Source organism: Pseudoalteromonas sp. B160, from assembly GCF_037162485.1.
GTDB classification, from domain to species: Bacteria; Pseudomonadota; Gammaproteobacteria; order Enterobacterales; family Alteromonadaceae; genus Pseudoalteromonas; species Pseudoalteromonas rhizosphaerae.
The window spans coordinates 3,842,612-3,863,060 of the sequence record NZ_JARLUX010000001.1; the positions used below are offsets into that span (position 1 = coordinate 3,842,612).

15 protein-coding genes and 4 pseudogenes are annotated in these 20,449 nt (G+C 41.3%); 14 read left to right on the forward strand and 5 right to left on the reverse strand.

The features are described 5' to 3' along the window. Positions 1-8: 8 nt before the first annotated feature. Genes P4S61_RS17950 through P4S61_RS17970 form a run of 5 tightly spaced genes read left to right on the forward strand, consistent with a single transcriptional unit; the run spans position 9 to position 5,090 of the window. Entirely contained in the window at positions 9-779 is a 771-nt protein-coding gene (locus P4S61_RS17950) for an enoyl-CoA hydratase/isomerase family protein (RefSeq protein ID WP_337118796.1), read from the forward strand. 8 nt (positions 780-787) lie between these two features. Then, on the forward strand, positions 788-2,764 hold the full coding sequence (locus P4S61_RS17955) for an acetyl/propionyl/methylcrotonyl-CoA carboxylase subunit alpha (protein ID WP_337118797.1): 1,977 nt from the start codon (positions 788-790) through the stop codon (positions 2,762-2,764). Then, positions 2,757-3,668: a hydroxymethylglutaryl-CoA lyase gene (locus P4S61_RS17960; protein ID WP_337118798.1), complete on the forward strand. Its 912-nt coding sequence runs from the start codon at positions 2,757-2,759 to the stop codon at positions 3,666-3,668. Before P4S61_RS17955 ends, P4S61_RS17960 begins: the two co-directional genes overlap by 8 nt. A gap of 54 nt (positions 3,669-3,722) precedes the next feature. Continuing rightward, positions 3,723-4,421, forward strand: a complete 699-nt coding sequence (locus P4S61_RS17965; protein WP_145233270.1) for a CoA transferase subunit A — start codon at positions 3,723-3,725, stop codon at positions 4,419-4,421. Between the two features lie 12 nt (positions 4,422-4,433). Further along, positions 4,434-5,090, forward strand: a complete 657-nt coding sequence (locus P4S61_RS17970) for a 3-oxoacid CoA-transferase subunit B (protein ID WP_145233269.1) — start codon at positions 4,434-4,436, stop codon at positions 5,088-5,090. Between the two features lie 100 nt (positions 5,091-5,190). On the opposite strand, the gene P4S61_RS17975 is transcribed toward P4S61_RS17970, so the two are convergent. After that, positions 5,191-5,778 carry a zinc-ribbon domain-containing protein gene (locus tag P4S61_RS17975; RefSeq protein ID WP_145233268.1) on the reverse strand — a complete coding sequence of 196 codons (588 nt, stop codon included), beginning with the start codon at positions 5,776-5,778 and terminating at the stop codon, positions 5,191-5,193. Between the two features lie 443 nt (positions 5,779-6,221). Here P4S61_RS17975 and P4S61_RS17980 point away from each other — a divergent pair, with 443 nt between their 5' ends. Then, complete coding sequence (locus P4S61_RS17980) at positions 6,222-7,100, forward strand: LysR family transcriptional regulator (RefSeq protein WP_145233266.1); 879 nt, start codon at positions 6,222-6,224, stop codon at positions 7,098-7,100. A 153-nt stretch (positions 7,101-7,253) separates the two neighbouring features. Here P4S61_RS17980 and msrA read toward each other — a convergent pair whose 3' ends face one another. Then, on the reverse strand, positions 7,254-8,546 hold the full coding sequence (msrA, locus tag P4S61_RS17985) for a peptide-methionine (S)-S-oxide reductase MsrA (RefSeq protein WP_442961579.1): 1,293 nt from the start codon (positions 8,544-8,546) through the stop codon (positions 7,254-7,256). 167 nt (positions 8,547-8,713) lie between these two features. On the opposite strand from msrA, the gene P4S61_RS17990 reads away from it, so the two are divergent. The 8 genes and pseudogenes from P4S61_RS17990 (at position 8,714) to P4S61_RS18025 (ending at position 17,243) form a co-directional block, all read left to right on the forward strand. Beyond that, positions 8,714-10,231 (forward strand): leucyl aminopeptidase, encoded by a 1,518-nt coding sequence (locus tag P4S61_RS17990; RefSeq protein WP_182759306.1) that lies wholly within the window; start codon positions 8,714-8,716, stop codon positions 10,229-10,231. Positions 10,232-10,528: 297 nt separating this feature from the next. Beyond that, a pseudogene (gene pxpB / locus P4S61_RS17995) lies at positions 10,529-11,196 on the forward strand (5-oxoprolinase subunit PxpB). Further along, positions 11,193-12,127: pseudogene (locus P4S61_RS18000) on the forward strand (biotin-dependent carboxyltransferase family protein). Before pxpB ends, P4S61_RS18000 begins: the two co-directional pseudogenes overlap by 4 nt. A 65-nt stretch (positions 12,128-12,192) precedes the next feature. Continuing rightward, positions 12,193-12,897: a DUF969 domain-containing protein gene (locus P4S61_RS18005; RefSeq protein WP_145233413.1), complete on the forward strand. Its 705-nt coding sequence runs from the start codon at positions 12,193-12,195 to the stop codon at positions 12,895-12,897. Then, positions 12,897-13,922 (forward strand): annotated as a pseudogene (locus P4S61_RS18010) (DUF979 domain-containing protein). The gene P4S61_RS18005 and the pseudogene P4S61_RS18010 overlap by 1 nt, the downstream one beginning before the upstream one ends. Continuing rightward, complete coding sequence (gene pcp / locus P4S61_RS18015) at positions 13,915-14,583, forward strand: pyroglutamyl-peptidase I (protein WP_145233257.1); 669 nt, start codon at positions 13,915-13,917, stop codon at positions 14,581-14,583. The pseudogene P4S61_RS18010 and the gene pcp overlap by 8 nt, the downstream one beginning before the upstream one ends. A 154-nt stretch (positions 14,584-14,737) precedes the next feature. Further along, positions 14,738-16,411, forward strand: coding sequence for an asparagine synthase B (gene asnB / locus P4S61_RS18020; protein ID WP_145233255.1), 1,674 nt, complete (start codon positions 14,738-14,740; stop codon positions 16,409-16,411). After that, on the forward strand, positions 16,395-17,243 hold the full coding sequence (locus tag P4S61_RS18025) for a PhzF family phenazine biosynthesis protein (protein ID WP_337118800.1): 849 nt from the start codon (positions 16,395-16,397) through the stop codon (positions 17,241-17,243). Before asnB ends, P4S61_RS18025 begins: the two co-directional genes overlap by 17 nt. Here the strand turns inward: P4S61_RS18025 and P4S61_RS18030 are convergent. From P4S61_RS18030 to egtB, 3 genes and pseudogenes are all read right to left on the reverse strand, one after another. Further along, positions 17,214-18,002, reverse strand: a complete 789-nt coding sequence (locus tag P4S61_RS18030; protein WP_337118801.1) for a 2-keto-4-pentenoate hydratase — start codon at positions 18,000-18,002, stop codon at positions 17,214-17,216. The genes P4S61_RS18025 and P4S61_RS18030 overlap by 30 nt on opposite strands. A 142-nt stretch (positions 18,003-18,144) precedes the next feature. Then, positions 18,145-19,116 (reverse strand): L-histidine N(alpha)-methyltransferase, encoded by a 972-nt coding sequence (gene egtD / locus P4S61_RS18035; protein ID WP_145233249.1) that lies wholly within the window; start codon positions 19,114-19,116, stop codon positions 18,145-18,147. Positions 19,117-19,118: 2 nt separating this feature from the next. Next, positions 19,119-20,214 (reverse strand): annotated as a pseudogene (egtB, locus tag P4S61_RS18040) (ergothioneine biosynthesis protein EgtB). Positions 20,215-20,449: the final 235 nt, after the last annotated feature.

The following is a 20,449-nucleotide window of genomic DNA, read 5'->3' on the forward strand; positions in this document are numbered from 1 at the left end:
ACGTGAGTATGTCAGTAACACTACAAATAACTAAATCAAATGTGGCTGTACTCGTTTTAAGTCGCCCTGAAAAGCGCAATGCCTTTAACGAGCAAGTGATCCAAGAACTTATTCAATGTATAGAGCATGCTAATAGCTTAAATGTACGCGCCCTTGTTTTAAAAACTGAGGGAGAGCATTTCTCTGCAAGGGCTGATCTTAATTGGATGAAGTCCATGGCAAACAATGACTTCAGTGAGAATCTTGCGGATTCAAAACAACTTGCCAAATTAATGCATGTATTAGCCAGCAGCCCACTGCCAACGGTATGTGCTGTGCAAGGCGCGGCATTTGGCGGCGCACTGGGCTTAATTGCCTGTTGTGACATAGCCATATGCCAAGACAATGCACAGTTTTGTTTAAGCGAAGTAAAACTTGGCCTCATTCCAGCTGTAATCAGCCCGTATGTGATCAGAGCCATTGGCGAGCGCGCTGCACGTCGTTATTTTTTAACCGCTGAGATTTTTGATGCCCACACAGCCAAGCAATTAGGCTTAATTCATCAAGTAACCGGTAAACTTGAATGCGCGCTTGATCAACTACTCGAAACACTGATCAACAACGGCCCTGTCGCGGTTCGCGCAGCAAAACAATTGATCAACGATGTAGCTGGCCATGATATTAATGAACAAATCATAAATTTAACCGCAGAGCGTATCGCCAAAATTCGCGTATCTGAAGAAGGTCAAGAAGGGTTATCTGCCTTTTTTGAAAAACGCCCACCAAATTGGCAAAAATAGGGATCACCATGAGCACACAATCATTACAAAAAATTCTTATTGCTAATCGCGGCGAAATTGCCTGTCGGGTTATGCGTACCGCAAAGCAAATGGGCTTAACCACTGTGGCGGTTTACTCTGATGCAGATAAAAATTCACAACATGTAAAACTCGCCGATGAAGCCTACCATATTGGCGCAGCGCCGAGTAAAGACTCCTATTTGGTAGCTGATAAAATTATCCAAGTAGCACTGGATGCAGGTGCTGATTGCATTCACCCTGGTTACGGCTTTTTATCTGAGAACAGTGAATTTGCAAAGGCCTGTGAAGCCAATAATATTGCGTTTATAGGCCCACCAGCGAGCAGTATCGAAGCAATGGGCTCAAAAACCCGCGCCAAAGAAATAATGGCAGCCGCGAATGTACCATTAGTACCTGGTTATTATGGTGACAAACAAGATCCTGCGTTTTTACAAGCTGAAGCTGAAAAAATTGGTTACCCAGTGCTTATCAAAGCAGCCTTTGGTGGCGGTGGTAAAGGCATGCGCGTGGTTGAACATGCAAAAGACTTTATCAGTGCTCTACAAGGTGCACAGCGTGAGGCAATCGCCGGTTTTGGTAACGACTTAGTACTACTTGAGCGCTATGTTAATAAACCACGCCATGTTGAAGTGCAAGTGTTTGCTGATAATCACGGTAACTGTGTGTACTTAGGTGATCGTGATTGTTCATTACAACGCCGCCATCAAAAGGTGATTGAAGAAGCCCCCGCGCCTGGTTTATCTGACGAACTACGCAAAGAAATGGGCGAAGCCGCAGTACGCTGTGCACTTGCGATCAATTACCGAGGTGCAGGCACGGTTGAGTTTTTACTGTGTGGCGATGAATTCTTCTTTATGGAAATGAACACCTGGCTGCAAGTTGAGCACCCTGTTACTGAAATGGTGACTGGTGTCGATTTAGTTAATTGGCAAATTAACGTCGCCGCAGGTAACCCATTACCCATGCAACAAAGTGATATCCAATTACAGGGCCACAGCTTTGAAGCGCGTATTTACGCCGAAGATCCAAGCAATGACTTTATTCCTTGCTCTGGTACCATCAATGGCTTGTATATACCAGTTCAATCTGAGTATGTACGCATTGATACTGGGATCATGCAAGGGGATGAGATCAGTCCATTTTACGATCCTATGATCGCTAAATTGATCGTTCATGATGACTCGCGCGAGCAAGCTTTAGCACGATTAAGCACAGCCCTTGAACAATTTCATTTAGCGGGCTTTAGTTGTAATGTGAGCTTCTTACACACCCTTGCTAACCATGCAACCTTTAAGCAAGGCGCTCCTGATACTCACTTTATTGAAGAGCAAGGCGATGCGTTGCTTAAAGTTAATCAACAACACGCTGTTAGCAGCCGCATTATAGCTGCATTTAGCTATTTAACTGGGCTTAATCGTCAAGGAACTCAGAACGCATGGGACAGTCTAGCTGGTTTTAAACTCAATGCAGAAGCAACAATCAAGGTGCCATTCGTTGATAATGCGATCACTGCAACAGCTCATCAAGCGGGGTACACAGTCCGCATCGATGAGGTTGACTATACAACCTCTGGCAGTATCGACAATAACCTGTGTAGTGTATTTATCAATGGCAATAAACATATCGCCCATGTGGTTACTGCAGACAATAGCATCACAGTAATGTACAAGGCATTGCAAACTACCTTTGATATTTTTGATAAACACTATATCAGTGATCACGAAAGCGATGCCCTACCGCTTGCAGCACCACTTAATGGTACCGTTGTAAAACACCTTATTGACGTTGGCAGCACCATCACAAAAGGTGATGCTGTGGTGATCATAGAAGCAATGAAAATGGAATATACGCTTACCGCCCCCCATGATGGTGTATTGCAAAGCTATTGTTTTGCAGAAGGTGCTCTGGTGAGTCATGGTGCCCTATTAGCAATTGTCAGCGATGAGAGCGCAGCAGATGAATAGTACACTACCAAGTCATGTTCGCATTGTTGAAGTTGGTGCCCGTGATGGCTTACAAAACGAGCGTGCAGTAACTACCCAAGATAAGGTAACCTTAATTAACGCTCTTGCTGATGCAGGTGTTAAAGACATTGAAGCAGGCGCATTTGTATCACCGAAATGGGTGCCACAAATGGCCGATTCCAGCAATGTGATCAGTGCGCTTGATTTACCTACGACTAATTTAACGGCACTTACGCCTAACTTAAAAGGTGCAGAAGCAGCCCATGCTGTAGGTATTAAAGAATTTGCTATTTTTACCGCTGCCAGTGAAGCCTTTTGTCAGAAGAATATTAACTGCTCAATTGACCAAAGCATAGCCCGCTTTACTGATGTAATGGCCTTTGCTAAATCACATAATATTCGTGTTCGTGGTTATGTTAGTTGTGTGCTTGGCTGCCCATACGAAGGCGATATCGATCCGCAGCTCGTACTACAAGTATGTCAAAAGTTATTAGACCTTGGTTGTTACGAAGTAAGCCTAGGTGACACTATTGGCGTAGGTACCGCAAAAAAGGTCGATGAGCTGTTGGACGTGCTACTAGCTGAAATTGATAAGTCATTGTTAGCTGTTCATTTTCACGACACTTATGGTCAAGCGCTCACAAATATTTACACTGCCTTAAAGCGAGGTATAGCAACGGTTGACAGTGCGGTTGCAGGCCTTGGTGGCTGCCCTTATGCAAAGGGTGCGTCAGGAAATGTTGCCACTGAAGATGTAGTTTACTTACTACAAGGACTTGGCATAGAGCATGGAATTGATTTAGAAAGACTGGCTAAAGCTGGTTGGGCAATTTGCACGGCATTAAATAAACAACCTGTGAGCAAGGTATCCTTGGCACTTAAAAATCAAACTACTGATCAATAGTCTATATTTAGCCTTAAATTAGTAGTCATATAATTACAAATAAGGAGTGGGCCCATGGCCGGTTTCGATAAAGTGGTTTCAAGTTATGAAGCTGCAATGGAAGGCTTAAAAGATGGCGATACCATTATCGCTGGTGGTTTTGGTTTATGCGGTATCCCTGAGGGATTGATCAGCGAAATCAAACGTAAACAAACCAAAGAACTTACTGTGGTATCGAATAACTGCGGTGTAGATGATTTTGGTTTAGGTATTTTATTGCACGACAAGCAAATTAAAAAAATTATTGCCTCCTACGTGGGTGAAAATGCCCTATTCGAACAGCAATTGTTGAGCGGCGAAATTGATGTCGAGCTTACTCCGCAAGGTACACTGGCTGAAAAAATGCGTGCCGGTGGTGCTGGCATTCCTGCTTTTTATACAGCGACAGGTTACGGTACGCCTGTGGCAGAAGGTAAAGATGTAAAAGAATTTAACGGACGCCCTTATATCTTAGAAGAATCAATCACTGGTGAGTTTGCCATTGTGAAAGCATGGAAAGCGGACCGTTATGGTAATTTAGTGTTTCGTCATACCGCCATGAACTTTAATCCAATGGCCGCAACAGCAGGTAAAATTACCGTTGCCGAAGTAGAAGAAATTGTTGAACCGGGTGAATTAGAACCAAGCCAAATTCACACCCCTGGTATTTTTGTTAATCGCGTGATCAAAGGTAACTTTGAAAAACGCATTGAACGTGTAACCACTCGCGATTAAGGAGCAATAATTATGGCATTATCACGTGAACAAGTCGCAATGCGCGTTGCACAAGAACTACAAGACGGTTATTACGTTAACCTCGGTATCGGTATTCCTACGTTAGTGGCAAACTACGTACCTGATAACATTGAGGTGATGTTACAGTCTGAAAATGGCTTACTAGGCATGGGGCAATACCCTACTAAAGCAGAGCTTGATGCAGATATGATAAACGCGGGTAAAGAAACCGTGACAGCAGCTAAAGGCGCAGCCATATTTAATAGTGCAGATAGTTTTGCAATGATCCGTGGAGGTCATGTAGACTTAACTGTTCTAGGTGCATTTGAAGTTGACCAAAACGGTAGTATCGCATCGTGGATGATCCCTAAAAAGTTGATCAAAGGCATGGGCGGCGCGATGGACCTTGTCGCTGGTGCAAAAAATATTATCGTTACTATGACCCATGCAAGTAAACATGGTGACTCGAAACTGCTAGAAAGTTGCTCTTTACCTTTAACTGGTGTTAACTGTGTGAAGAAAATAGTAACAGATTTAGCCGTGTTAGAAGTCAAAGACGGCGCATTTCATCTTTTAGAACGCGCACCGGGCGTGTCAGTTGATGAAATTATTAGTAAAACAGCAGGTAAATTACTTGTTGATGGTGAAATCCCTGAGATGGTTTTTTAATTTAACGCTCAGGTCCACCCTGTACCGACCTCATTCCCAGTGCCAATGGCGCTGAGTTACCCAAAATCCCTCGCAAGAGGGATTTTTTTATCCATGCTTATCAATCCATCAAATAGACTCTCGTAACATCTATTTTCTTACCTGAAATTATTACAATATTCTCATCTTCTCGATATGACAATTTACCTAGTTCTTCATACCTCCAACGCCCCCAATCATTTAAATCACTTTGCCATCCTGCCCATACAATTTCCTTATCAGTAACATTACAAACATATTGCCAATTAGTCATATCAGAGTTTCTAGTATATTCAACATAGGTATGATTACCATGCTGATTGTATGCAGAAACATGAGTAAATGGTTTATGAAAAACTGTTCCTATATAAGCTCTACAGAGTCTTGATTTATCTTCAGCTGAGTAAAATTCACTTTCTTCTTTATCTGGGGCTAAAACAGCAATAACTAACAAGAATATAAAAACTATAACGGCTTTATTGAAGTGTTTATTTTGCGGAATAGTTACTAATGGAAAATTATTGTGAGTGCTCTTAGGCTCACTAGTACAAGAGGCTTTAAATGTAATTACTTCCTTTAAGCTAAGGCCACAATTAAAGCAAAACTTATTAGAATCTTGGTTTTCCTTTCCACAATTTGTACAAAACATTATCAGTAAATCCTTTTTCATTTTTCTACTATTATTGTGTTTTGTTACATTAATGTCTAATCAAGATTGGTTGTGCTTCATATCTCCACTTTATTTTTGTACACAAATAGGTATTATTACGTCACACAATTACACTAAAATTGCCCCTTCAAAGTTCATTACAAGAGTTGCATCCCTCGCAAGAGGGATTTTTTTGGCTGCACCAATTTGTCACACAAATAGCGTATAATGCCCCATGATTGTGAAAATCACTGAAATTGCTTAAACATATAATTTAATAAGCAACGGAAATAACTTAATATATTAGCTATTTAAATACTTATAGCAGATTAAACAATCCAATAAAGTCTATTTATTAGGCATTCTGGCAAATATTACCTATTCCCATACTTTAAGCAGAGGTTTTTTGCAAATTGGGATAATAATTGCTTAACTAACGTTATTGAGAATTACTAGCAACGACTATGCAAACACCTATCAGAGGATTGCGTTCATTTTGTTTTGCGGCAAGAACGCTAAGCTTTAAAGAAGCCGCCAATCAGCTTTATTTGACTCCATCTGCTGTTAGTCATCAAATAAAGCAACTAGAAGAACAGTTAGGGATTGAGTTGTTTGAGCGCCAAACACGCTCAATTAGACTCACAGCTGCGGGGAAAAACTTTTATGACTCGGTATCACCACTTATAAAAGCACTCGAAAAAACCATTAACGAATTTAGTCAGCTGCAAGAAAATATAACCATCAGCATTACTTTGCCAGAGTTTTTTGCCAGTGAGTTATTAATGCCGAAACTGAGCGAGTGGACTGTTGAGCACCCTAAAACCAATTTACAACTAAACACCATGAAAACGCGTAAAGAGTTAACTAAACAAAGTGATTTATCTATTGTGCTGTCGTCTTCGAAGCCAATTGAAGGCGTTGTCCACGAGCTGTTTTCATTACAATACACACCGGCTTGTAATAAAGAAAATTGGCAACAGTGGCACAAAAAGCCACTTGAAGCATTACAACAAGTGCCGTTAATTTTGCACAAAGCGCGTCCTTGGGCTTGGCATCAATGGGCTGAACATGCAGGCCTTGATGACTTTTCACCCAAGCAAATTATACAAGTAGATAGTATGTTTGGTGTTGCCCGTGCAGCGCAACAAGGTATGGGTATAGCGCTAATTCCTTTGCCTATTAGTCAAACATGGTTTGACGAAGGCTGGTTGTGCAACTTTACTGATGAACCATTAGTAACCAAGGATAAATACTATTTAGTACAGCACTACCCTGGCGAGGCAAATGCACAGCTTGAGCTATTTATAAAATGGCTGCTAGACACATTTAAACACTTAAAATAAAGCCAATAACAGTGATGATCCGACATTAATTGTACTCTTATAATTTGATATACAACTCATTAAATACGATAAACCCAGCTCAATGGGTTTATCGTAAAAATAGTTTATTTTGAAGCCTTACTCTGCAATTTCCTCAGCCATTATTCTAAACTGTTAGGTGTCTTTGCGAGCGACAAAATCTAACACAGTTGCATTGATACAATAACGATCTTCACCTTTTGGGCCTTCTCCTGGGAACAAATGCCCTAAATGAATACCCGTAGATTTAGATTTAATTTCAATACGTTGCATACCGTAACTATTGTCTTCATGCATGGTCACACTGTCTTTGATGGGGTGAGTAAATGACAGCCACCCGGTGCCCGATTTGAACCGATCCCGAGTATCAAACAGTGGTACACCACTGAGTTTGTCTATAAAAATACCGTCCGGGGTATTTTTAAAAATATCGTACTGTTTACAAAACGGACTATCTGTACGGGCCTTAAATGCCACTGTATATGCTTCACTATCCCCTAATTTAAATGCGCCAAGTGCTTTATAAAACTCTTCGCTAGACACATAACCTTGGCGACCATAAACCTCTTTACCATCTTCTAAAAATAAGATTGTTGGGGTGGCCCACGTCGCTGATTTAATCGTTAAACCATCAAGTTGATCGGCTTTACGATAAGTGACGGCAATGGTTCCTTGATAATCATTTAACACATCTTTTTTGAGTTTTTCACAATAAGGGCAGTAATCTCGTGAATCAATGATCACTATCTGCTTTCCTGCGAGTAAAGCCGTATTATCAACTTTATCATCACTGCGTTTTTCAAAAACAACGCCTGTTGAATGATCAGGGCAATAGCCATTAGGATTTTTAACTAAGTAGTCTTGGTGATATTCCTCAGCCGGAAAAAATACCGTTAATGGTTTTATAATGGTTTTTATAGAGCCATAACCAGCTTGGGTTAGTTTATCTTGATACTGCTGTTTTAATTCTTCAGCCAGTGCAGCTTGTTGCTCAGTAGTAGTTAAAATAATTGAACGGTACTGCGTGCCAATATCATTTCCTTGGCGATTTTTTTGCGTTGGATCATGACTTTCAAAATAACTTTTTAATAACGTTGCAGCACTGATTATATTGCTATTGTAAGTAACCTGAACAACTTCAGCGTAATTATTTTCATCGAACTTGCGCGATGATTGGGTAATATTACGATAAGTTGCTTTAAAACCCTTACCATCGGCATAGCCTGACTTTGCATCAATTACACCAGGAAGCGCTTCATAACGTTTTTCTGCCCCCCAAAAGCAACCAGAACCAAGTACCATGGTTTCTAAATGCATTGTTGCTTGAATATCATTATCTTTTTTATTGTTAAGGGAAACACCATAACTTGCCGCACTGAACAAAATTGTTAAAGTGGTTAATTTAAGCCAATTCTTTGCTGCCAACATACTCTACCTCTTTCTATTTGTTGCTTCATTTTAGTAGACCTTGAAGCAGAACATATTATTTCAGGAATGTGGGTTATTTTATCGCTCATTATTGCGGCTTTACCGAATCCGACTTAACCTATGCGAATAAATGAGGTAAAACGTGTTTATTTAATAAAGGTACAAATATGAAAAACCTTATTGCTTTTTCTGCATTATCAATTGCCCTTGCACTTAGTACGCAAAGCCATGCTGCAGAGTTTAATTTTTCTTCCAAGCTTGATAGTAATGCACAAGCATTAGTGTTGTTTTACAGTGAGGATGGGAGCAATACCGCATTTAACTCAATCAATAAAAAGTTCAATGCTCAATTACAGCACGCTATTGAAAATGAAAGTTTTAGTGGCAAATACGCCAGTACTGTTGAATTAATTGCACCTTATAATAGTGACTATAAACGCGTGCTAATTGTTGGTACCGGTAAGCAAGATAAGCTTGATAGAGCGTTAATGACCAAACTAGGTGGTAATATTCATGCGCGATTAATGAGCAGTAAAACAACAACTGCTGCGGTTGCATTCGATGACGTTGAAGGCGTAAACAATAACAGTGTACTTAGTGCTCACTTTGCACACGGTGCAAATTTACGCGACCATCGTTTTGAAAAATATAAACAAAATCCGAACACTCACACTGTCAGTTATCATTTTGACGTTAGTAATTCCAAGCAAACAAAACGTAACTATTCTGAACTTGAAAGCATTCAAGCAGGAGTGTTTTTAGCACGTGATTTAACCTCAGAAGTGGCCAGCGAAATGACTCCTGTTGACTTTGCTAGTGCGGCAAAAGAGCTTGAGTCTCTAGGTGTAGAAATCACTATTTTAGAGCCTAAGCAATTAATAGAACTAGGTATGGGGGCACTTGAAGCTGTCGGGCGTGGCAGCGAACAAGGCGCTCGCTTAGTCGTTGCACATTACAAAGGCTCAAACGCGACCCCTATTGCTCTGGTTGGTAAAGGGATCACCTTTGACTCTGGTGGTTATAGTATCAAAACAGGCGCATCAATTGCGCGTATGAAATCTGATATGGCTGGCGCCGCCGCTGTACTTGGGACTATCAAAGCAATGGCGCTTGCAAAAGCTGACAAAAACATTGTTGCCGTTATGGGTATGGCTGCCAATATGGTGTCGCAATACGCTGTTGCCCCTGGTGATGTGGTTCGCACCGCAGAAGGTTTAAGCGTTGAGATTGTTAATACTGATGCAGAAGGACGCCTAGTATTAAGTGATGCAATGTGGTATGCACGTGAATATTTCAAGCCGGAGATCATGATAGACGTTGCCACCCTTACCGGCTCTAAAATCAAAGCCGTAGGTAACGATTATGCGGCGGTGTTTTCTGATGACGATACGCTTGTTACGCAACTCACTTTAGCTGGAATGCAAGTAAACGAAAACCTATGGCGCTTACCGCTGGGATATAAAGAAACCTTAAGTTCAGACATTGCCGATCTTAAAAACCTAGGCTCAAGTGGCCCCGGAGCAACAACGGCCGCCAGCTTTTTGCAACATTTTGCTGGTGAAACTCGTTGGGTACACATAGATATTGCAGGTAATGCACTAGCAACTAAAGGAAAAGATGAAATTTCACCAGGCGGCACAGGTTATGGTGTGCGCTTGCTCAGTGAGTGGCTGTTAAGTAATTAGCAGTAAGCTATTATAACTTAATGCATTCTACTAACATCATTAGTTGTTATCACAACTGTGGCATTATCAAACACCTACTCTAAGCAATAGTGAGTGATATGCCACAGTTTTTTATAGTCTGACTCACATATCTAGTTTACGTGTATTAGTCCAGAACATTCCATAACCAAACTAATGTGTTTGCGCTACACTGGGTAATGTTAATATTGCAAGGTTGTTAACTAGTCGCATCGCTATAAACATTTCATACGTTATATGCTAGTTTGAGGTATTCAAGAATAATAAATACATTTGGCTATGGATCAACAAACTATCTCTCCAACTATTAGTGTCCTCAGTAATAACAGCATATTGCTTGATGCCACTGCCCTAAACGATGACAGTCTGAGCATTCAAAAAAAATCTGGGCACTAGTGCAACAATGCAACACCAGCGACGCCTTTATAGATGTAGTACCCGCAATGAACTCGCTGACAGTTTATTTAATAGACCCTACTTCGCTTGCTCACTGGCAAGCTCAGTTAGCACTTTGGTGGGCAAATATAAATCCGCACGACTATCAGGGTAAGCATCATAAAATTATTACCCAATACGGTGGTGACTATGGCCCAGATCTAGACTATGTAGCTGAGTATCACAATTTATCGCCACAACAAGTAATTGATATACATAGCCAAGGGCATTATCAAGTATTGTTTTTAGGCTTTCAGCCAGGCTTTGCATATTTGCACGGTCTGAATAGTCAATTACATACTCCGCGCAGAGCACAGCCGCGAACTCGAGTGCCCAAAGGTTCGGTTGCCATTGGCGCTAATCAAACCGCGATTTACCCAGCTGATTCGCCCGGTGGTTGGCATATTATCGGCCACAGTGATTTTGCATTATTTGACAGTGAAAATACTCCACCATGCGCAATACAACCGGGCGATACGCTGCAATTTATTACTAAGGAGTCGGTATTATGATCACCGTAATAAAGCCTGGAATGCAAATGACGATTCAAGATCTCGGCCGTCATGGCTATCGTCATTTAGGAATTGCCCAATCTGGTGCGCTTGACCCTTATGCAATGATCATTGCCAATCGTTTAGTAGGCAATGATGACAATCAAAGTGTTATTGAGATCACTTTAGGCTTAGCGCAATTACAGTTTCAATGTGCCACTGTTATTGCGCTGCATGGCGCTGATATGCAAGCAAAGCTTGATGGAGTAAGTATTTATCCGGCTGGAGTTATCCAGTAGAGCAAGGACAAACACTGACATTTGCCACCGCTCGGCAAGGTTTTCGCAGCTACCTCGCAATTAAAGGCGGCATTGATTGTCATGCAGTGATGAATTCAACAGCCACCGATATTGCAGCAGGTTTTGGTGGCCTAACGGGCGCGCCTTTACAAGCCAATGATCAAGTCCCAATCACGCCATTTGATGGCAATTGGCCGCAACGTGGAGCGATTGCCCCCGCTAAGCGCAGTGTGATCCGCGTCCATTCAGGCCCACATCAACAATTACTATCACAACAATTTAGTGATTTTTTTGCCCAGACGAAATGGCAAGTCAGTCCGCAAAGTAATCGTATGGGAGTAAGGCTCAGTACTGAGCATAATCAATTAATGCATACACATTCATTGCCTTCTTTAGCTGTTAGCCCGGGCTCTATCCAACTAACACCCAGTGGTGAGCCTATCGTATTGCTAAATGATGGCCAAACAACCGGAGGATACCCGCTACTTGGTACTATAATAAGTGCGGATCAACACCAATTTGCACAACTTAAACCTGGTGACTTTGTAATATTTGAATTCGTCAACCTAGCAGCTGCAAATACTGCGCAGCGAAAACTTGACGCTCACCTACAACAATTGACTATTGCACTAAAAAACTTGAGCATCAGATAACCAATCACTAAATAAAAGCTCAGCTTAATAAATAATAATAAACACAGCACAGTGTAGGAACTATGATGTTTGATCTTAATTATTGGCCATTAATTGGCATTCCAGTGGTTGTGCTAGGATTTGCCTTGCGCTTTAACCCACTGATTGTAGTAACCGTTGCTGGCCTTGCAACTGGTTGGGCGGTAAATTTAGATATCCTCACCCTTTTGCAAACCTTTGGCGAGAAGTTTATGAACTCTCGTCAACTGGCCAGCTTTATTCTTATTTTACCCGTTATCGCACTGCTAGAGCGCTATGGTTTACAACAGCATGCGAAAAACTGGATTGCACAAATTCAAAGTGCCACCAGCGCACGTATATTAGCCCTGTATTTTATCGTTCGAGAATGCTCAGCAGCCCTTGGGTTATTAAGCCTTGGCGGTCAAGCACAAACTGTTCGTCCATTATTAGCCCCCATGGCATTAGGTGCCGCGACCAATAAACACGGTGAGCTGCCAAAACCCATAAAAGACATGATCAGCGCCCATGCAGCTGCCGTTGATAATATTGCGATGTTCTTTGGAGAAGACATTTTCATTGCTTTTGGTGCTGTACTATTGATGGATGCCTTCTTAAAGGAAAACGGCATTGCCGGTATTGAACCGCTGCATATTGGTTTATGGGCTATTCCGACCGCCATTGCCGCACTCATTATTCATTTATTTAGATTATCTCGTTTAGAAGCAAAAATAGCTCTGGCTGTTGCTCACTACAAACAGCAGGAAGTGTGATGAGTAAAGTACTAACAACAGATGTAACTAACTCAAACGCTACAATTATCACCATTGAGAACATTTATTTATTAATTGGTCTCGTTGTGATGTTTTTAGTTGTTCGAACGCTGCAAGACAAAAACCATCCAAAAAAGGCTCACCACAGCATTATTTTGGTTGTTATTTGGTAGCAGTTTTTTATTTGGTGATGTATCGATTGCCTTGTTCGGCAAAGCCAACACTTATTTATGGGTTGGTGTGAGCGTAGTATTAATTGCCCTGTTAGCGGGTTTAAACCTAGTAAGCATGGGCAGTTATCAACCACTCACTGAGCAGCAACAAACACAATCGGCCTCTCGCCTAGGCAATAAATTATTTGTTCCCGCATTAATGATACCCGTGATCACGGTATTACTGACTGTTTCTTTTGATGGTATCGCAATTGGTGATTATTACTTACTTGATCAACGTCATTTAACTCTCGCATCGCTCACTATAGCGTGTGTATCTGCGCTACTTATTGGCTGGAAAATTACTGGGGAAATCCGATTGAAGCTGTCACTGAATCCCGTCGGCTGCTAGATTCTATCGGTTGGGCAGCAATACTGCCACAAATGCTAGCAATGCTTGGTGGCGTGTTTATTGTGGCGCAAACAGGAGACTCAATTAAAGAGTTGGTTACTTTATTTATAGCGCCAGAGAATCGTTTTATGCTGGTGGTGCTGTATTGTGTTGGCATGGCGTTATTTACCATGGTGATGGGAAATGCGTTTGCTGCATTTCCGGTAATGACTGCGGGTATTGCTATGCCTTTTTTAATCGAAGGTCATGGCGCCAGCGCCGCACCACTGGTAGCAATTGGGATGTACAGTGGTTACTGTGGAACGTTAATGACGCCAATGGCAGCAAACTTTAATATCATTCCAGCGGCATTACTCGACCTAAAAGACAAATACCATGTTATAAAGGTGCAAATACCTACTGCGCTGGCCTTATTAACGGTCAATATTATTTTAATGTATATGGTGATTTTTAATGACTAAACTGACATCAAGCATGCCCTGCGTATTGATAACTGGGTTTGCACCATTTGGCGGCGAATCGCTCAATCCGTCGTGGCAAGCGGTAAGCAAACTCGACGAACATTTAATCGCTAAGCACCGAGTAATAGCCCTTGAGCTACCGTGTGAGTTTAATACCTCATTAGAGGTGCTTTATAAAGCCATAGAGCAGCATCATCCGGTTCTAGTATTATGTATCGGCCAAGCCGGTGGCCGCAGTGAAATAAGCATAGAGCGTATCGCGATTAATATTGATGATGCCCGAATTAAAGACAACGCAGGAAAGCAACCCATTGATCACCCCGTAGTCAAAAATGCTCCTGCTGCTTATTTTGCAAAATTACCTATCAAACGCATGTTATTAGCACTGCAACAAAGTGAGATCCCAGCCGCCATTTCTAATACAGCGGGTACATATGTGTGTAATCACGTTATGTATGGTCTATTACATCATATCAATGAGCATGAACCACACATCAAAGGGGGCTTTGTGCATATCCCTTATTTACCAAGCCAAGCCGTGCACCATAATGGCGCACCGAGTATGAGCGAAGAAACCGTGCTAAGCGCGTTAAAAGTAATGATCAACGAAGCTATTGTTGCAAAACAAGATGTAAAAGTCGCGGCTGGCACCACCCACTGACCAACTTGGTGCATCAGCGGCCATGCTGGTGCATAAATTATTCTGAAAATATTGTAAAAGCTATGTGACTTAGTTAATTATTTCTGTTAAAACAAACGTGAATGGTTAGGTATTATGACCTAACTAACACACATGATAGGAATGAGGAGTTACTATGTGTTCAATTTTTGGTGTATTAGATATAAAGTCTGATCCCGCTCCATTGCGTACGCAAGCAATTGAAATGTCAAAATTATTACGTCACCGCGGGCCTGATTGGTCTGGTGTATATTCATCTGAGAAAGCGATTTTAGTGCATGAACGTTTAGCCATTGTTGGTGTATCAAGCGGTGCGCAGCCTTTATACAACCCTGAAAAAACTCATATTCTAGCGGTTAATGGCGAAATTTATAATCACAAAGAACTTGCCGCTAACCTTGAAACCGATTTCACTTTTCAAACTCAATCAGATTGTGAAGTTATCTTAGCGTTATACAAACAGAAAGGGCCTGAATTTTTAGATGATCTGAACGGTATTTTTGCTTTTTGTTTATATGACGAAGAACAAGACGCTTATTTAATTGGCCGTGATCATATTGGTATTATTCCACTTTATACTGGCCACGATGAGCACGGTAACTTTTATGTTGCCTCAGAGCTAAAAGCACTTTCACCAATCTGTAAGCATATTGAAGAATTTCCTCCTGGACATTTTTTATGGAGTAAAGATGGTCAATTGCGCCCATATTATGCCCGTGATTGGCAAAGCTTCGATGCAGTTAAAGATAACAGCGCAAAAGCCGAAGACGTCAAAGATGCACTTGAAGCCGCCGTTAAACGTCAGCTAATGTGTGACGTACCTTATGGCGTGTTGTTGTCAGGCGGTTTAGATTCATCCGTTATTTCAGCTATTACCCAACGTTTTGCAGCAAAACGTATTGAAGATAATGATGAAAGCGATGCATGGTGGCCTAAACTGCACTCTTTCTCGGTTGGCCTTGAGGGCTCCCCAGATCTAGCGGCTGCACAAAAAGTAGCTGATATGATAGGAACTGTTCATCACCCGATTATATTTACGATTCAAGAAGGGATTGATGCCCTGCGTGAAGTTATTTATCACATTGAAACCTACGATGTAACGACGATCCGTGCTTCTACTCCGATGTACTTAATGGCTCGCCAAATCAAAGCGATGGGTATTAAAATGGTGCTCTCTGGTGAAGGCGCTGATGAGCTATTTGGTGGTTACTTGTACTTTCATAAAGCACCAAATGCACAAGAGTTTCATGAAGAATTAAACCGTAAAGTATCTAAACTGCACATGTTTGATTGCTTACGCGCAAATAAATCAATGGCGGCATGGGGTGTAGAAGCCCGCGTTCCCTTCCTTGATAAAGAGTTTGTTGATGTTGCTATGCGTATCAACCCTGAAGCTAAAATGTGTAAAGATGGCAAAATTGAAAAGCATATTTTACGTGAAGGCTTTGACGGATACTTACCTGATGAAGTGTTATGGCGTCAAAAAGAGCAGTTTTCGGATGGTGTAGGCTATAGCTGGATTGATACATTAAAAGAATTTGTAAACGAGCAAGTAACCGATCAAGAGCTTGAAAACGCAAAATTTAAATACCCTATTAACACACCTGATTCAAAAGAAGCGTATTACTACCGTACTATTTTTGAATCTCACTTCCCAGGTGATGCAGCCGCTAAATGTGTACCACACGGTAAGTCAGTCGCCTGTTCAACGCCTGAAGCGTTATTATGGGATGCATCATTTCAAAATAATGCCGATCCATCAGGTCGTGCCGCAGGTATTCATAACGACGCCTATGCACAAAAGAAATAATAAGCCCAGTCGCTTATTAAATCTGGCAATAACTCACAGACTGCACAAAGCCCCGCGCTTTGTGCAGTCTTTTGCTATTGAGCAAGTTTTTAACGATACAGCGAGACGCTGTAAAGGTTCGTCTGCGTTAATTGTTATTTATAAAACTGGGTTAACAACTCGACTAATGCAGCGGATTGCAAAAAACACCGCTCAGCCCGCCACCGTATTTTTAAATCAAGCCAATATCAAAAAAAATCGATGCCCTATTCGTTGGTTTAATCACAGCCACGAGATCAGCCGCTGTGGTCATGGGACACTCGCCGCTGCACTGTTTTTAAAAAAATGGCAAGGGTTTAGCCCAAACACCTTTTATACAAAAACAGGGGAAGTATTTGAAACCAGAATACATCAACGCGCACTGCAACTACAATTAACCACCATTGATAGCACCGAGGTACAAACAGAGGTTCTGCTGCAACAAGCCATTCCAGCCTCAATAGTGCAAAGCTATAAAACAGCAGAAATTAACGGCTACAGTACTTTGATGATTAACAGTGATCAGCCTTTAAAAACACTCGCGATAAATACAGCACAATTACAATACTACCCAAATGCAGTGATTGTATTGCAACAACGCCAAACAGCTTATCAAAACACACAGTGGCATTTTCGATATTTTGCTCCTTATTATGGCGTTGATGAAGATAGCGCTACAGGTTCAGCCATCTGCATTATTGCCCCCATAATCAAACAATACACTGAACAAACACATGGCCAGCTTTTCCAAGATTCAGTTGCCGGAGCAACCATTAATTACCGTTTAAAAAACAGTAATGTCATTATCAGTTAAGCCACTAAATTTGACGGTGTATTTTCCAAGCCCTGCATAGTCAATTTCAGTATCAACATCAGTGTCTAACTCAATAACACCACAATATGAGCCTGTTATGAGAATTTGGCCAGCAGCGAGCGTGATCCCACACTTAGCCAGATAATTTATTGCCCAATAGATTGGTGTTTGTGCCAGACCACATGGGTGCTTGCCAAGATAGCTATGACACTGATTATTTTGTGTTATCGCGATAGTAATATGTGCCGCATCATAAGCTGCTTGCTTATTAATTTTAGGACCAAGTAACACCCCTTGGTTACTTAAACCATCCGCTAACTTTGCAAAGTGATTTGCTTGATACGCTGTAGAGAAACGGTTTTGGATCAGCTCAAGTGCCATATGCGTGTCACTCACCGCGTGGTCAATTTCAGCTTCGCTATAGCTGGCCTGCTTTGGCATATTTTGCGCAAACACAAAAGCAATTTCAGGCTCTATCCGTGCCTTGTTTTGTTCAGTATATAATGTGCAGATTTGTGCAAATGATTGCGGCGGCTTTAATATTGGAGCCAAAATAATCGCACCGTTATCAAGTGGTAATAGGCATTTCCAACCAAATACTTGGCCCTTGTTTAATGCAATCATCAATTGTTGAACAGCTAAACTATCTTCAGTGCTTGTTAATGCTAATTGTGGCGGTAAATCTGATTGTGGCGCTGCACTTGTGCGTTGTGCAAATAAATGTGCTGCAATCGTTTTTAATTTAGTAGAACTGTCCACACTAACCTCTTCGTAATAAGGTTTTATAATGGCTACACCAGCAGCCGTAGGTTTAATGTAGTATTTATACTATTAAAAAATCAATTTGCGCAGCATTTTTAGCTAAGTACAGTTAAATAATAAATTATGGACTGTTCATTGTTTAAATTGGCCTTAATAAACACAATGCAAAATACCCCTGCTCGTCTTGCCACGTTTGCTCTAAACGTAATCCAGCTTGGGCGCTAAGTTCAGTAAATGCCTGTAGTGCGTATTTATGGGAGTTTTCTGTATGGATACTCTCACCTTGAGAAAAGCTAAATGATTCGCCATTGACGGTGACTGTTTGATCACAGTTACTGATCAAATGCATTTCAATACGGCTTAGTTTTTCATTAAACCGTGATTGGTGATTAAACTGGCTAAGATCAAAATCAGCATTTAACTCAGCATTAATACGCTGGAGCAAGTTTTTATTAAATGCCGCGGTGACGCCTTGTTTATCGTCATAAGCATCAAGTAATACTTGACGGTCTTTGAGCAAATCAATGCCAATCAATACATAACCGTTAATACCACATAACCGATGGAAATTTTTCATGATCTCAATGGCTTTTAGCGGTGAAAAATTGCCTATTGTTGAGCCTGGAAAATACACGAGGTTCGTTTGGCTATCCAATTGTGTTTCACGGCTTAACTGCTTTACCATTTGGCTATGAGTAAAATCCCCCAACAACGGCGAAATAGCTAACTCAGGAAATAATGGAGATAAATGGGCCAGTGAGTAATTAAGCATTTCATTAGAGATCTCAAATGGCACAAAACTTTTCACATTCACTAAGTGCGCTAACAAATAAGCAATTTTTTTACCTGAGCCACAGCCCGGCTCTATGATTGATAAGTTATCAGGAAGCAACTTGGCAATTGCTTGGCTGTGCTTGGTTAAAATGCTCAGCTCTGTGCGTGTCACGTAGTACTCATCAAGCTCAGTGATCTGCTCAAACAAAGCGGCCCCATTATCATCATAAAAATATTTACAGGGTAGATTCTTTTGTTGCTGTGACAGTCCCGCAATAACATCGTTTAAAAAGCGGTTATCAATGTCGGTTGTCATTAATGTTGTTACTTGGCTCATGCTCAATCCTTAGCGAGTCTAATACCACTGCGCATCCACGCTTGGTGTGGGTAATAGAAATTGCGATAAGTTAGTCTTAAATGATTTTGCGGGGTAAGTTTACAGCCACCGCGCAGTACCATTTGGTTCGCCATAAATTTACCATTGTATTCCCCTGCCACGCCTGCTATTGGCTTAAAGCCTGGGTACGGTAAATAGGCGCTGTTTGTCCACTGCCAACAGTTGTAGGTCAGCTGGGTGATAGTTTGCGCCGCATTACTGTTAGCAACGCTTTCCCATTCAAATTCGGTTGGGAGGCGTGCTTGTGAGTAATGTGCAAAAGCGTTTGCTTCGTAAAAGGTAACATGGCTTAGCGGCTCATTTAGCGCCAAAGGCTGTAATCCAGCTAATGTAAATTCAAACCACTCATTATTTACTTTATGCCAATAGAGTGGCGCAGTTTGCCGAGCATTATTTATCTGCGCCCAACCGTCACTGAGCCAATGCTCTGGGTTTTGGTAACCACCATCTTGTATAAACGCTAAATACTCAGCATTGGTAGTTAGCCGGTTAGCAAATTTAAATGGCTGAATAAGCACTTGATGAGTTGGCCGTTCATTGTCGTAGCTGAACGTTTGCTCAGTTGCACCAATATGTGCAGTATGCTTTGAGAATGCCACAAAGCTAAGAGGACTGGCTTGCGTAACAGGATTTTCTATACGGTTGTTGTTAGTGTCACAATAAGCAGGAAACAACGGATTAACTGAAAAGTTATATTGAATGTCCATCAGCATTAGTTCTTGGTGCTGTTGTTCATGGTTAAGTCCTAATTCAATAACTTGCTTTATTGACTCGCTACACGGTGCACTCAGTAATTCAATCACCGCCTAGGTCAACATATTCTCTATAGGTAATCACGTCATCTAAACTAGGCCGCGATAAACTCCCTCTGCAGGCACGCTTAAATTGTTCACCTATACCGTTATAATATGAGTTAAATAAAGTTTTAAAGTTAGGATTAAATACTGTGTAGTGAGAGCTATGTGCAATTAGTAAAAAAGTTTCAAAGAACCACGTTGTGTGCGCAAGGTGCCATTTACTAGGGCTTACATCTGCCATAGCTTGTAATTGGCAGTCTTCTGCTGATAACGAGTTTATTAACGTCACGCTTTGATGTCGAACACGCTGGTAATGATGGACTAACTGATGCTCATCAGCCGTGTTTTTAGTGTTCTCTTTGCCATGGTTACTCATAGTAATGACTAAATTCCTTATCACAACTTAACAATGATATAGCTCACCTAATGTTAAATCATATTCATATTACGCTTTCATTACTGCGACTATAAAACGT

What these genes read in the sequence shown, in the direction of transcription:
- P4S61_RS17950 (WP_337118796.1), top strand. Translation starts at nt 9, where the DNA reads ATGTCAGTAACACTACAAATAACTAAATCAAATGTGGCTGTACTCGTT.
- P4S61_RS17955 (WP_337118797.1), top strand. Translation starts at nt 788, where the DNA reads ATGAGCACACAATCATTACAAAAAATTCTTATTGCTAATCGCGGCGAA.
- P4S61_RS17960 (WP_337118798.1), top strand. Translation starts at nt 2,757, where the DNA reads ATGAATAGTACACTACCAAGTCATGTTCGCATTGTTGAAGTTGGTGCC.
- P4S61_RS17965 (WP_145233270.1), top strand. Translation starts at nt 3,723, where the DNA reads ATGGCCGGTTTCGATAAAGTGGTTTCAAGTTATGAAGCTGCAATGGAA.
- P4S61_RS17970 (WP_145233269.1), top strand. Translation starts at nt 4,434, where the DNA reads ATGGCATTATCACGTGAACAAGTCGCAATGCGCGTTGCACAAGAACTA.
- P4S61_RS17975 (WP_145233268.1), bottom strand. Translation starts at nt 5,778, where the DNA reads ATGAAAAAGGATTTACTGATAATGTTTTGTACAAATTGTGGAAAGGAA.
- P4S61_RS17980 (WP_145233266.1), top strand. Translation starts at nt 6,222, where the DNA reads ATGCAAACACCTATCAGAGGATTGCGTTCATTTTGTTTTGCGGCAAGA.
- msrA (WP_442961579.1), bottom strand. Translation starts at nt 8,546, where the DNA reads ATGTTGGCAGCAAAGAATTGGCTTAAATTAACCACTTTAACAATTTTG.
- P4S61_RS17990 (WP_182759306.1), top strand. Translation starts at nt 8,714, where the DNA reads ATGAAAAACCTTATTGCTTTTTCTGCATTATCAATTGCCCTTGCACTT.
- P4S61_RS18005 (WP_145233413.1), top strand. Translation starts at nt 12,193, where the DNA reads ATGTTTGATCTTAATTATTGGCCATTAATTGGCATTCCAGTGGTTGTG.
- pcp (WP_145233257.1), top strand. Translation starts at nt 13,915, where the DNA reads ATGACTAAACTGACATCAAGCATGCCCTGCGTATTGATAACTGGGTTT.
- asnB (WP_145233255.1), top strand. Translation starts at nt 14,738, where the DNA reads ATGTGTTCAATTTTTGGTGTATTAGATATAAAGTCTGATCCCGCTCCA.
- P4S61_RS18025 (WP_337118800.1), top strand. Translation starts at nt 16,395, where the DNA reads ATGCACAAAAGAAATAATAAGCCCAGTCGCTTATTAAATCTGGCAATA.
- egtD (WP_145233249.1), bottom strand. Translation starts at nt 19,116, where the DNA reads ATGAGCCAAGTAACAACATTAATGACAACCGACATTGATAACCGCTTT.